This window comes from Pilosibacter fragilis (genome assembly GCF_032490495.1).
In the GTDB taxonomy this organism is placed as follows: Bacteria; Bacillota; Clostridia; order Lachnospirales; family Lachnospiraceae; genus Pilosibacter; species Pilosibacter fragilis.
In genome coordinates, this window is sequence record NZ_JAVYJB010000008.1 from 155,593 (window position 1) to 166,410 (window position 10,818).

Below are 10,818 nucleotides of genomic sequence, written 5' to 3' on the forward strand. Positions count from 1 at the left end.
GGAAACAGAATGTGAATGCTGCATGTCATCGGCAAATAAAATCGAATGGTTATAAAAATTGATAAAGGGAGGAAACAGTATGAGAAAATATGGTCTATATCTCCTGATCGCAATGAGTCTCATGACCGGCTGTCAGAAAAAAGATATAGTGACGGTGGATACAGCGGCGGAGACGACACAGGAGAGCGGTGAGACTGGATCCACAGCGGAACGTGAGCCGGAGAGTGCGGTGGAGAGCATATCGGGCACTGATCAAAATGGGAATACGGGCGCGGATGCCCAGACGGACCGCTTCACCCTGATCCCTATCGCGGTAAGCGGGGAATATGACGGGGAATGGGATGACACAGACCAGACTCCAATCATCACATCGCGCTGCGACAAGGTCTATGTACAGGGGGACGGATATGATGCGCTGAAGCAGTCGCTCATTTTCCTGAATAAAAACCTGGTCAGCCAGAATAAAGAGGAGTATGCCTCCTATAAAAAAGAAGCTGAGGATATGCGGAACAATTACCCGGATATGAAGCAGTCATATGTCTGCAATTATGAATTTAATCCGGTCCGCTTCGACCATACGGTCGTCAGTATGTACTGGCTGAAATATTATGATCTGGGAGGCGCGCATCCAAGCTCTGTGACGGAATACCACAATTTCGATACGCAGACAGGAAAAGAGCTGGAACTTTGCGATGTAGTAAAAGATCTTCCGGGATTCCGGAAATATGTGGAGGAGGAGCTTTCTGACCAGAAGGAGGAGAAGGAATTATTCGAAGATTATGAAATGACTGTGGACAGTCTGTTTGCGGGGACGGATGGATATGGGCCACTGGGATGGTGCATCACAAAAACAGGTGTGTGCATTCATTTTGATCAGTATGTTATCGCCTCATATGCGGCAGGAGCTGTTGAAGTGGAGGTTCCGTTTGCCGGAAATGAAGCGATGTTCCAGACAGACTATATAGGGAAAGCTTCAGAAGGCTGGGCAGAAAAGATCAGTCCATGGGAGACTGTGACGTATGAGCACGAGGAAAACGATACTTCTGTGAGTTATCATTTTGATGATGCCGCAGACGGGTATGACGCGAGAAATATCACGATCGAGCGGGAACAGGGTGGAAAGAAGAAAGAATTCACGATGGAACTCTATGGACAGCCCCAGTACGGCTGGATCGTCATGACAGATGACGGGCACCCATATCTCTACACGGAGATCCAGAGTGAGAATGACTGGAGGACCATGGAAGTCTTTGACCTGAAGGGAGAAGAGATCTGCCATGTTGGTACATCGAATGACAGTCCTCATGGCGCCCTGTTAAATGATCCGGATGGATTTTACCTTACCCGCAGAGTGGATGCCCTGGGAACATATGACGCTTACCGGAAATTCCATGTGGGTGAGAGCGGGATGCCGGTGGCAGAGAATGATGTGTATACAAAAGTCAATGTCTGCGATTCAAAGGAGGATGAGGCGGCGCTGGTATCCACGAGGGAGCTTCCGGTGACAGTCTTCGACGCGGATGGCAGCGGGAAAGAGGAAAAGCTTCCTGCCGGAACAAAGTATTATGTCCGGGCAACGGATCTGGAAAGTTTTGTGGACATGGAGCTTTCCGATGGACGCAGATGCCGTCTGGCGGTGGGAAAGTCGGATAAAGGCTGGGGATTCGAGATCGACGGGGTGTATGAAGAGGATTGTTTTGAATTTATCCCGTATGCTGGATAAAAAGAATGTGTCATGGTGAATTTCCACACCGAACGCGCTCGCCTGCTGTAATCTGCAACTTTTCGCGAACACGCATTCAGGAATGGGCGGAATCCGGGAAAAACGATAAGTTTTAGAATGAAAATCGACAAGAGGTTATAAAGCCTCTGCCGATTTTCTTTTTTTATAGGAAACAGCAGAAAAGAAGAGCGTGCAGAGCGTAAAAACTCTGACACGCTTATTTTTTTACCATAAAAGCAAATGAGGACGGAAAGGAGCATAGAACATGGCGAAACGAAAGTACAAGCGTCTGCATTACGAGGACAGGCAGACCATAGAGGCTATGAGTAAGCAGGGTAGCAGTGTAAGTGATATTGCAGAGGCGCTGGGAACGCATAGGGACACAATTTATAGGGAGTTCAAACGCTGCAACGCCACACTGAAAACCTACACGGCGGCAGCAGGGCAGCAAGCGTTATAAACAAGAATAACAAAAGAGAGGTAAGACACATGAAAAAAGTAGATTTTAATAAATTGCAGGCAGGCGACTTAGTAGAAGTGCCACGCACACAGTTTGCACCTATGCGTAGCGGCTGGAATGGCTGGTTATTCAGTGAGGCAGTAGTAATAAGAAAGGGCGTAGGAAGAAAAAGCAAAAAGAATGTAGTCGTAGTGGAAATGAGAACACCAGCAGGAAAGAACAGCTACGGGACTATAGAGGCTACATTTTACGCAGAGAATGTTTTTACTACGCCAGCAGCAAAGAACGCAAGAAACATTTTGAAGAAATACGGAATAGAGGACGCAGAGAGCTTTTACAAATTCATTGAGCGGGACGACGTAACGGGCTGCGATTGGATAAGGTTTTTAATAGAAAAAGGCTTTTTATTTAATGAGTAGGCGGCAGCAGCCGCCACGAGTGCCGTTAGTTCAGCGGTTAGAGCAGCCGCCTCATAAGCGGCAAGTCGTGGGTTCAAATCCCACACGGCACATTGTGTAGCAGGCATGGCGAGCCTGCGGCAGAGGGCAGCAGGCTAATAGCTGCAATCTGTATACCGTGGAAAAATAGCGGCGGTCATACCAGCCAGAAAGTATGTGGACAGTCAACAGGTTTTCAGTTGCTTTTTAATGCGAAAAGCAGCCCGCACGGTAAAACCAAACGCCAGAACAGGAGAGCGGCACACATGGAAAGACAGAGAGCGCCGCCGAAAGGAAGAGAGGCAGAGAATGGCAGCAGAGGCATTGATAGTAGAGGACGCATACCAGAAAGGCTACGCAGATGCAATGGCAGATATGCGAAAGAAAAAAGAGCAGAGGCGACAGCGGGAGCAGGAAAAGAAAGCCCGCCGCTGGTATTTCATTAAGCAGAAAGCCTATGGGCTTGCAATGCTGGTAGTTACCGTGCTGGCAGTATGGGCGGCAGAGGGCGACATAACAATAGTGGTTATTACCGTACCGCTGGGGCTTATGTGTCTTTTCAGTAAAAAAATGCTGATAGTAGATAACTACTATTTTGCTACGGAAGAGAGGCGGCAGTAAATGCTTGAATTAGTACCAATTACGTTAAAAGAGGCTAATGCTTTTGTTGAGAGATACCATAGACACCATAAGCCAGTAGTGGGGCATAAATTCAGCATTGCGGCAAGCGACGGAGAGAAAATAGTAGGCGTGGCTATTGTGGGTAGACCGGTAAGCAGATATTTGGATAACGGGCTAACGCTGGAAGTAAATAGACTTTGCACAGACGGTACAAGAAATGCGTGCAGTTTTTTGTATTCGGCAGCATGGAGAGCGGCAAGAAATTTAGGATACAAAAAACTGATTACTTATATTTTAGTATCCGAAACAGGCAGCAGTCTTAAAGCAGCTGGCTGGAAATGTGTAGGGGAGTGCGGCGGGAAACGCTGGAACGGGCGCAGCGCACCAAAGGTAGATTTGTACCCGGCACAAATGAAATTACGTTTTGAGGTAGAAAAAGGGGGCGAGTAAGTGGGAAAGGCAAGCTATAAAATCAGAGAAACAAAAAATATGCGGCATTTTACATATTCTGGAAATTTGGAAGATGCAATAGAAAAAGCGGAAAGGGATTTGCAGAAAGAGAAAGAAAATAAGGAAATTGCGCAATGGTATTGGCTGTATGAAAAAGCCAAAAAAGCTATTAACGCACATAACAAGAAAATTGCCAACATTGAGGCGTTTATACGGTGTGCAGAGGAAGAGCAGGAAAAGCAGAAAGGTAAAAAGGATAATGAAACGACAGGCAGTTAAGAAACTGATACAGTGCGTAGCCATTATAGCGGCAGGCGTGCTGGCAATTATTTTGTTTATGTGGGCTATCTGGTACAGAGGAAAGAACAGCGAGCCAGTGACGGACGAACAGGTAGCAGCGCAGATGCAGCAGGCAGAGCCACTGGTTATTGAAACGCCAGAGGCAGCCACAGAGGGCAGTATAAGAGTATACGACTATGACGGCTGCTGCATTTATTCCTACTACGGAAAAATTCGGATAAACAACGACGGTAAGAACGGCAAGGACATTGACGTAGAGGCAATAGGCTACTTAGAGGGCTACCAAGAGCATAAGGACGAAAGCGAGGCAGGCAATGAGTGAGGTATACATACGCAGCCAGAATAAAGAAAAGCTGTATAGACTGGGCGGTAATTACGCCTGCGTAGAGTACGGAGAGTATGAGGACATAAAGAAAAAGAGAGGCGGCGCAGAGGCAGACAAAAAGCGCCACGTAATTTGCATAAGTGACGGGTGTTTAGAGGAAATCGGAGAGTATGCCACAAAAGAGCGCTGCTTAGAGGTTCTGGACGAGATACAGAAAGCGTGCGTAAGCTATCTGCTTACGGCTGGCGGTGCAGCTATAGTAAGGGGCGGCATGGACGTACAGCCGTTTGCAGCAGTAATACCGAGGCTGTACGAAATGCCGGAGAAATAGGAGAGGCAGACAGTGACAGTAGAGGAATTTATAGGCACGCTGGAGAGTTCAGACCGCCTGCGCATTATCGAGGGAAAAGCAGAGGTTTACGTAGGGTATCTGGCAGCGTTCAAACCGTTTGCAGACCATGAGATAAGCGAGGAATACCGAAAATACAGCGAGCATGAGGTAAAGAAGTTTAGGGCAGTGCCGGAGATAACGCACAGACGCTGGAAAGAGCTGGGGCTTATGAAACCATTAGAGCCAGACCAGACAGCGCAGTATAAGTTTAGTGATTTGCAGATGTCACTTTACTACACCATATACATACAGGAAAGGAAAGGGCAGGAAGTATGACAAAGAAAAAGCCGTATTTTTTACGGGATTTAGATACTGCAATCATGGACGAGCTTACAGGTGGCGGTATCAAGGAAAATGCAGCGGGACTGGTAGGAACGCTTACACAGATTGAGGAAATTAAGCAGCTATGCGGGCTGCCGTTTTGTGGTTATATGGCAAAGCTGGAAACGGTAAGACCAAGCGGCGTGCCGGACGAGGTAACGGTAGTATTTGCAGAGGACGTACCATACAGGGCTTGCAACGGCATAGAGTTTGACATTATGCAGGAATTTGTAGAGGGCAGCAGGCTTTTACTGACAGGCAAGGCGCAGACACTTAAGGACTTCCAGAGCGGTAGACTGCTGGTATATATTCTGGCAGATTTTGTGGCGGTATCAGAAAGGGCAGTAGAGCAGGACGAGGTAGCAATAAGAGGCGTTATAGCGAATAAACCAACACACAGAGAAACGCCAAGAGGCAAGCGTATTACTGATATTACGGTAAAAGTAAGAAATGAGCTTACAGGCGGCAGCTGCTATTTACCGTGCATCTGCTGGCAGGAACAGGCAGACGAGGCGGCGCAGTGGCAGCAGGGCGACACTGTAGAGCTGCTGGGACGGTATCAGAGCCGCCAGTATGAAAAGGTGCTTGATGCAGCCACAGGAGAAAGAGAACAGCGCACAGCTTATGAGGTATCGGTACGGCTGATTAGAAGAAAGGAAGAGGCAGAAAATGAGTGTTGAACATATCGGCAAGGGCTATGTAAAAATCTGCGTGAGTGAGGAAGAGTTAGAGAACAGCATAGCTGGGCTTAGTCAGCTAAAACCTATTTTGCAAACGCAAGTAATGAAAGGGAATGGAAGAAACACAAAGCAGGGGCTTACTGACGCAGCGGAGCTGGGAAAACATTTTGATACGGCGATAGATGCAATGACTATGCTTTTGGCTGGGTTTAAGGAAGAAAGCGAGGTACAGAATGAAGAGTAAAACAATTTTAGGAGCAGACGGCGCAACAAAAATGCGGCAGATTACAGTAGGGATACACGGAAAGGGCGGCGAGGCAGGCATAAAGGCAATAATGCTGCTTACAGCTTTGATAAATGATTTAAAGCAGTGCAAGACACCGCAGGAAGTATACGACGGATATTTACAAATTACGGGGTACTGCAAATGCTGCGTGGATTGTGATTTTATTGAAGAAAAAGACGCAGACGAGCTGATGCATTTAGCGGCATATCTGGCAGGGAATGAACAGGCACGGACAGAGGCACAACAGAAAGCGGGTAATCAGGTATGAAAAAAGTTTATATATGCAGCCCATACAGGGCGAAAGACGGCGCAGAGCTGGACAGAAACATAGATTATGCGCAGCAGCTGACACGGCAGGCATTAGAGGCAGGCTTAGCACCCATTACGCCGCATTTATATATGACGCAGTGCATGGACGATAAAAAGCCGGAAGAGCGGGCAAGGGGCATGGCTGCTGGGCTTGCGCTGCTGAAAGGCTGCGATTTTGTTATTGCGGGCGTGAAATACGGCATAACAGAGGGAATGGACAGAGAAATACATACAGCAAATACGCTGGGAATTGCGGTTATAGATGCGAGTCAGATTAAAGCATATATGCGATATGAGGAAAAGCGGCAGGAGCGGGCAGCGAGCGACTACGCAAAGCTGCATGAGTGCAAGCATTGTTACGAGCGTAGATTATGTAGCCTTATGGGGTATGAGAACTGCTGTACCGCAAACACTTGCACAGCTGCATATAGACGGGCTTATGAGTATGCCTTAAGCCGCATAAGAGAGCGGCAGGAAACATGAAAAAATAAAAGCGCCTACGGTGGGGAAACACCATAGGCGCTAAGCTATACAGCTTTGAAATACTATAAAAATTATAAGCTATGTATGGCGCAAAGTCAAGAAATTTAACGGGCAGGCAGCCCGTTTTAACACTTGATAAAAGTATTAACGAACCGACAGAGAGGTAGATATATGCCATACGTAGAGAGGGTAACAAAAGCGGGAAATACGATAGAGATAGAGAGGTACTTTACCAGCAGATACAAAAAGAAAGGTATCAGCAGAGGGGATAAGGTAAAGCCAACAAAAGAAGAGCAGGAAAAAGTAAACACCAGACAGGCAGAGAGAAAGTTAAGGATACTCATAAATGCAAACTATGGCTATGGGGACTACCATTTAGTGCTTGACTATATCCGCAGGAAAGGAGAGCCGGACAGAACGCCGGAGCAGATGCGGCAGGACATAGACGTATTTTTGAGGGAGTGCAGAAAGGAGTACAGAAAAGCAGGGTTAGAGTTCAAATACATACACGTTATGGAGATAGGCAAGAAAGGTGCGAGACATCACCACCTTGTAGTAAATAAAATTGATACAGAGATTTTACAACGCTGCTGGTATAAGGCATACGAGGGGCATAACAGGGTTAAGGTATTCCCACTGGACGATAGCGGCAACTATGCAGAGCTGGCAAGTTATTTAATCAAGTACACAGGAACGCACAAAAAAGGTACTGACGGAGCATTACAGGGCAAGCGCTGGAATTGCAGCAAGAATTTAGTAAGACCAGAACCAGAGTACCACATAATTTCAGACCGTGAGTATTTCAAGAAAGAGCCAAAAGCAATAAAGGGCTATTACGTGGACAAGAACAGCGTAAGCATGGGGGTACACAGTCCAGAGTATTACGGCTACGGGTATTTAAGATACACATTAGTAAAAATAACAGATAGGGGGGGTTGAAATGCAGATAATCAAGGGCGTTGCCATTGCAGCAGTGTTGATAATAGCCGGACTGCTGGCACTGATTGTGGCAGCATATCTGGCGTTTAGAATTGCAGCGGCTATTTTTGAACAGCAGGAGAGCTGGAAAGACAACGGCAGCAGAAAGGGCAGAAAACATGATAGAAAAAATTAAATACTGGTTATTCCAGAAAGGCAAGGACTGTAAGCGCTGCTGCCTGCGGTGCAGATACTACGATATATGCCGCTGGGACGTACTGGGAAATGCAGGACTACAAAGCGAGGAAACAATAGCGCTTTTGGCGATAGAGAACAGCAAGCCGCATAAGGACGGGCTGCTTTTTAGAATTTGCCAGTATGTAGAATTTAAGCAGAGAGCGAGGCGAGAAAATGAGAAACTTTAGACTGGACGACGAAAGCGGGCATCAAGAGGCATTATTTAGCTGGGCTGCATACAGAACAGGGCTTATGCCGGAACTGCAATATATGTATCATGTGCCAAACGGCGGCAAACGTGATAAAGCAACAGCAGCGGTGCTTAAGAGGCAGGGCGTAAAGGCTGGCGTGCCAGACATTATGCTACCAGCTGCAAGGGCTGGGTATCATGGGCTTTACATAGAGCTTAAGGCAGGCGAGAACACGACGACCAAGAAACAAAAAGAGTGGTTAGAGTATCTGCGGCAGCAGGGCTATTATACCGCCGTCTGCTACGGCTGGCAGCCAGCAGCGCAGCTGATAGAGCAGTATTTATTACATTCAGACGAGCTTACAAAAGAACAGGAAACAGTAACCATGCGTTAGAGGCGAACGCAGGAAAGAGAGGCAAAGAATGAAAACAATAAGCATTTTGAATTTAAAGGGTGGCGTAGCCAAGACCTTTACAGCGGCAAACATGGCGTATGAGCTTTACAGGCGAGGTTATAAGGTGCTGCTGATTGACAACGATAAGCAGGGAAACTTAAGCAAGGCGTACAGCAGATATGATGCAGAGAACGTAGCACCAGTTACAAGGCTACTGGCTGGGGACTGGGAAAACGCAGACGAGCTGATACAGCATACAGAGTATGAGGGTATCGACATTGTAACGGCGAATATGTCACTTTTTGGGGCTACATGGAATTTAACCAAAGAGGACAGCGAAAACCAGATAGAGAGATATAAAGCGCTGGTATATGCAAAGATGCAGTATTACGGAGATTGCACCATATACGGCAAGTATGATTACTGCATCATTGATAACCCGCCGGATATTGGGCTTAATGTTGTAAATGCGCTGGCAATCACGGACGAGGTAATAGTACCCGTAAAGGTGGACGAGGACGCTTTAGAGGGGCTGGACATTGTGACAGAGCAGATAGAGGACGCAAAGGTATTTAACCCAGCATTAAAGCTGGCAGGCGTGCTGATTACGTCATACCAGAACACAGACGGCGAGGCAGCAGGCGTAGAGTGGCTGGAACAAAAGACAGATTTTAATATTTTGGGTATTATTCGGTATTCCAAGAAAGTAGCAGAAAATACTTTCATGCGTAAGCCGATTTATGAGTATAGCCCATGCTGCGGAGCGGCGCAGGGGTACAAGAAATTTGTAACAGCGTATACAGGGAAAGCGAGGTAGCAAGCGTGGCACATAAAGAGAGATTATGCGTTTACTGGCATTGCCGCAGGACTGGCGGTACGGAGTGCTGGAACTGGGGCAGCAAATTTGCAGGGAAGAAATGCCCGAAAAGCGACGCTTGCGAGCATTGGAGAACGTGCGAAATGTGCAACGGAGTAATGGGACAGTGTAAGAAAAAACAAAGGATTGAGAAAGCGAGGTAGAGAATATGGCAAAGTTTGGTATTAACGACATTCTGAACGCAAAGACGAAAGCAGCAGGGCAGCAGGCACAGACAGAGGGATACAAAGAGATTTATTTAAGCCCTTACGAGGTAAAGGCAGCGCAGGAGAATACGCACCAGAAATTAGAGAACATAGAAGAACTGGCAGACAGCTTTTTACACGTAGGACAGGAACAGCCTACAGTATTGGCGAGAGTAAACGGGGAATACCGTATAATCGACGGACACAGACGTAATGCGGCAAATATTTTGAACTTAGAGCGGGGGCATAAGGAGTATGAGAAAGTGCTTTACCGCTTTATGGATATGAGCGAGGCAATGTATGAGCTGCGCTTATTGGCTGGCAACGGATTTACGCAGGAGCTTACAGCCTATGAAAAAACCAGATTAGTAGAGCGTACAAAAGCGGCGCTTATCAGAGCCAAGGAAGAGGACGGCTTAGAGATACAAGGCAAAATGCGTGATTTAGTGGCGGCTATGATAAACGAAAGCAGCACAAACGTAGCCAGGATGGACGCAATCAACAACAACGCAACGCCGGAGATTAAAGAGCAGCTGAAAGAGGGCAATTTAGGTATCACTGCTGCATACGAGGCAGCAAAGCTGGACGAGGACGAGCAGAAAGAAATAGCGGAAAAAGCAGCAGCGGGCGAAAATGTGAGGGCAAAGGAAATAGCGGAAAAGGTAGCAGAGAAAAAGGCAGGGGACGATTACGAAACACCGCACCCAGAAAGCATAACGTCTTTGTGCTATTCCTGCCAGAAATACAAGGACTGCAACGTAAAAACGGGAACGTGCCAGAAATGCGACCAGTACATAAACAAGGCAGAGGCTGAAAAGACGGACGAACAGCGGTACAGCGAAGAGCAGGACGCTATAGACCGCCAGACAAAGAAGAAATTGCAGGAGCGGGCAGACACAGAAAAAATGGAGCATCTGCCAAGCGAGGGGAATATAGAGCATAAGCAACATGAATTAAAGATAGTGGCATCTTATTACGAGGACGTAATAAGCGGGAAAAAGAGCTTTGAGCTGCGGAAGAATGACAGAGGCTATAAACAGGGCGACAGCCTTAAAATGCTGGAATTTAAGGACGGTAAGCATACAGGGCGCACGATTGATGCAGATATTATGTAAAGGTCAAACCACTCGCCTTTCACTAAAACCATTTTTAGTGCATACTTGAGAAAACCAATAGATTTTTTCAAGGAGGACTAAAGACTATGGATCAGTGTACCCACGAAGTCCGTGC

18 protein-coding genes and 1 tRNA gene are annotated in these 10,818 nt (G+C 47.0%); all 19 read left to right on the plus strand.

Translation table 11 applies throughout. The annotated features are described in order from the left end of the window. Nucleotides 1-79: 79 nt before the first annotated feature. On the plus strand, nt 80-1,723 hold the full coding sequence (locus ABCW45_RS09790; protein WP_117469847.1) for a DUF3298 and DUF4163 domain-containing protein: 1,644 nt from the start codon (nt 80-82) through the stop codon (nt 1,721-1,723). Between the two features lie 265 nt (nt 1,724-1,988). Continuing rightward, complete coding sequence (locus tag ABCW45_RS09795) at nt 1,989-2,183, plus strand: helix-turn-helix domain-containing protein (RefSeq protein ID WP_002591239.1); 195 nt, start codon at nt 1,989-1,991, stop codon at nt 2,181-2,183. A 29-nt stretch (nt 2,184-2,212) separates the two neighbouring features. After that, nucleotides 2,213-2,602, plus strand: a complete 390-nt coding sequence (locus ABCW45_RS09800) for a hypothetical protein (RefSeq protein ID WP_118293907.1) — start codon at nt 2,213-2,215, stop codon at nt 2,600-2,602. A 19-nt stretch (nt 2,603-2,621) separates the two neighbouring features. Continuing rightward, a tRNA-Ile gene (locus ABCW45_RS09805) sits at nt 2,622-2,694 on the plus strand. Nucleotides 2,695-2,929: 235 nt separating this feature from the next. Further along, the gene (locus ABCW45_RS09810; RefSeq protein WP_343220738.1) at nt 2,930-3,241 is read left to right on the plus strand and encodes a hypothetical protein; all 312 of its coding nucleotides are present in this window, start codon (nt 2,930-2,932) and stop codon (nt 3,239-3,241) included. Beyond that, on the plus strand, nt 3,242-3,691 hold the full coding sequence (locus ABCW45_RS09815) for an XF1762 family protein (protein ID WP_055214515.1): 450 nt from the start codon (nt 3,242-3,244) through the stop codon (nt 3,689-3,691). After that, on the plus strand, nt 3,692-3,970 hold the full coding sequence (locus tag ABCW45_RS09820; protein WP_118771927.1) for a hypothetical protein: 279 nt from the start codon (nt 3,692-3,694) through the stop codon (nt 3,968-3,970). Further along, on the plus strand, nt 3,951-4,313 hold the full coding sequence (locus ABCW45_RS09825) for a hypothetical protein (protein ID WP_118771926.1): 363 nt from the start codon (nt 3,951-3,953) through the stop codon (nt 4,311-4,313). The genes ABCW45_RS09820 and ABCW45_RS09825 overlap by 20 nt, the downstream gene beginning before the upstream one ends. Next, a complete protein-coding gene (locus tag ABCW45_RS09830) occupies nt 4,306-4,647 on the plus strand; it encodes a long-chain fatty acid--CoA ligase (protein WP_118771925.1) in 342 nt (113 codons plus the stop codon). The genes ABCW45_RS09825 and ABCW45_RS09830 overlap by 8 nt, the downstream gene beginning before the upstream one ends. Nucleotides 4,648-4,659: 12 nt before the next feature. Further along, nucleotides 4,660-4,983, plus strand: coding sequence for a hypothetical protein (locus ABCW45_RS09835; RefSeq protein ID WP_119216775.1), 324 nt, complete (start codon nt 4,660-4,662; stop codon nt 4,981-4,983). Next, complete coding sequence (locus ABCW45_RS09840; protein ID WP_343220739.1) at nt 4,980-5,708, plus strand: single-stranded DNA-binding protein; 729 nt, start codon at nt 4,980-4,982, stop codon at nt 5,706-5,708. Before ABCW45_RS09835 ends, ABCW45_RS09840 begins: the two co-directional genes overlap by 4 nt. Further along, nucleotides 5,698-5,952 carry a toxin PIN gene (locus tag ABCW45_RS09845; protein WP_343220740.1) on the plus strand — a complete coding sequence of 85 codons (255 nt, stop codon included), beginning with the start codon at nt 5,698-5,700 and terminating at the stop codon, nt 5,950-5,952. The genes ABCW45_RS09840 and ABCW45_RS09845 overlap by 11 nt, the downstream gene beginning before the upstream one ends. After that, the gene (locus ABCW45_RS09850; RefSeq protein ID WP_343220741.1) at nt 5,942-6,262 is read left to right on the plus strand and encodes a hypothetical protein; all 321 of its coding nucleotides are present in this window, start codon (nt 5,942-5,944) and stop codon (nt 6,260-6,262) included. Before ABCW45_RS09845 ends, ABCW45_RS09850 begins: the two co-directional genes overlap by 11 nt. Beyond that, nucleotides 6,259-6,786: a DUF7768 domain-containing protein gene (locus ABCW45_RS09855; protein WP_343220742.1), complete on the plus strand. Its 528-nt coding sequence runs from the start codon at nt 6,259-6,261 to the stop codon at nt 6,784-6,786. The genes ABCW45_RS09850 and ABCW45_RS09855 overlap by 4 nt, the downstream gene beginning before the upstream one ends. A 171-nt stretch (nt 6,787-6,957) precedes the next feature. Beyond that, nucleotides 6,958-7,725: a rolling circle replication-associated protein gene (locus tag ABCW45_RS09860; RefSeq protein WP_022279754.1), complete on the plus strand. Its 768-nt coding sequence runs from the start codon at nt 6,958-6,960 to the stop codon at nt 7,723-7,725. A 1-nt stretch (nt 7,726) separates the two neighbouring features. Beyond that, nucleotides 7,727-7,900, plus strand: a complete 174-nt coding sequence (locus ABCW45_RS09865) for an N-acetylmuramoyl-L-alanine amidase (RefSeq protein WP_118293901.1) — start codon at nt 7,727-7,729, stop codon at nt 7,898-7,900. Nucleotides 7,901-8,115: 215 nt separating this feature from the next. Continuing rightward, on the plus strand, nt 8,116-8,526 hold the full coding sequence (locus ABCW45_RS09870) for a VRR-NUC domain-containing protein (RefSeq protein ID WP_055214531.1): 411 nt from the start codon (nt 8,116-8,118) through the stop codon (nt 8,524-8,526). 28 nt (nt 8,527-8,554) lie between these two features. Beyond that, nucleotides 8,555-9,343, plus strand: a complete 789-nt coding sequence (locus ABCW45_RS09875; RefSeq protein WP_009297807.1) for a ParA family protein — start codon at nt 8,555-8,557, stop codon at nt 9,341-9,343. A 208-nt stretch (nt 9,344-9,551) separates the two neighbouring features. Continuing rightward, entirely contained in the window at nt 9,552-10,703 is a 1,152-nt protein-coding gene (locus tag ABCW45_RS09880; protein ID WP_343220743.1) for a ParB/RepB/Spo0J family partition protein, read from the plus strand. The last annotated feature ends 115 nt before the right edge of the window (nt 10,704-10,818 follow it).

What these genes read in the sequence shown, in the direction of transcription:
- ABCW45_RS09845 (WP_343220740.1), top strand. Translation starts at nt 5,698, where the DNA reads ATGAGTGTTGAACATATCGGCAAGGGCTATGTAAAAATCTGCGTGAGT.
- ABCW45_RS09865 (WP_118293901.1), top strand. Translation starts at nt 7,727, where the DNA reads ATGCAGATAATCAAGGGCGTTGCCATTGCAGCAGTGTTGATAATAGCC.
- ABCW45_RS09840 (WP_343220739.1), top strand. Translation starts at nt 4,980, where the DNA reads ATGACAAAGAAAAAGCCGTATTTTTTACGGGATTTAGATACTGCAATC.
- ABCW45_RS09860 (WP_022279754.1), top strand. Translation starts at nt 6,958, where the DNA reads ATGCCATACGTAGAGAGGGTAACAAAAGCGGGAAATACGATAGAGATA.
- ABCW45_RS09810 (WP_343220738.1), top strand. Translation starts at nt 2,930, where the DNA reads ATGGCAGCAGAGGCATTGATAGTAGAGGACGCATACCAGAAAGGCTAC.
- ABCW45_RS09795 (WP_002591239.1), top strand. Translation starts at nt 1,989, where the DNA reads ATGGCGAAACGAAAGTACAAGCGTCTGCATTACGAGGACAGGCAGACC.
- ABCW45_RS09825 (WP_118771926.1), top strand. Translation starts at nt 3,951, where the DNA reads ATGAAACGACAGGCAGTTAAGAAACTGATACAGTGCGTAGCCATTATA.
- ABCW45_RS09850 (WP_343220741.1), top strand. Translation starts at nt 5,942, where the DNA reads ATGAAGAGTAAAACAATTTTAGGAGCAGACGGCGCAACAAAAATGCGG.
- ABCW45_RS09830 (WP_118771925.1), top strand. Translation starts at nt 4,306, where the DNA reads ATGAGTGAGGTATACATACGCAGCCAGAATAAAGAAAAGCTGTATAGA.
- ABCW45_RS09855 (WP_343220742.1), top strand. Translation starts at nt 6,259, where the DNA reads ATGAAAAAAGTTTATATATGCAGCCCATACAGGGCGAAAGACGGCGCA.
- ABCW45_RS09815 (WP_055214515.1), top strand. Translation starts at nt 3,242, where the DNA reads ATGCTTGAATTAGTACCAATTACGTTAAAAGAGGCTAATGCTTTTGTT.
- ABCW45_RS09875 (WP_009297807.1), top strand. Translation starts at nt 8,555, where the DNA reads ATGAAAACAATAAGCATTTTGAATTTAAAGGGTGGCGTAGCCAAGACC.
- ABCW45_RS09870 (WP_055214531.1), top strand. Translation starts at nt 8,116, where the DNA reads ATGAGAAACTTTAGACTGGACGACGAAAGCGGGCATCAAGAGGCATTA.
- ABCW45_RS09880 (WP_343220743.1), top strand. Translation starts at nt 9,552, where the DNA reads ATGGCAAAGTTTGGTATTAACGACATTCTGAACGCAAAGACGAAAGCA.
- ABCW45_RS09800 (WP_118293907.1), top strand. Translation starts at nt 2,213, where the DNA reads ATGAAAAAAGTAGATTTTAATAAATTGCAGGCAGGCGACTTAGTAGAA.
- ABCW45_RS09790 (WP_117469847.1), top strand. Translation starts at nt 80, where the DNA reads ATGAGAAAATATGGTCTATATCTCCTGATCGCAATGAGTCTCATGACC.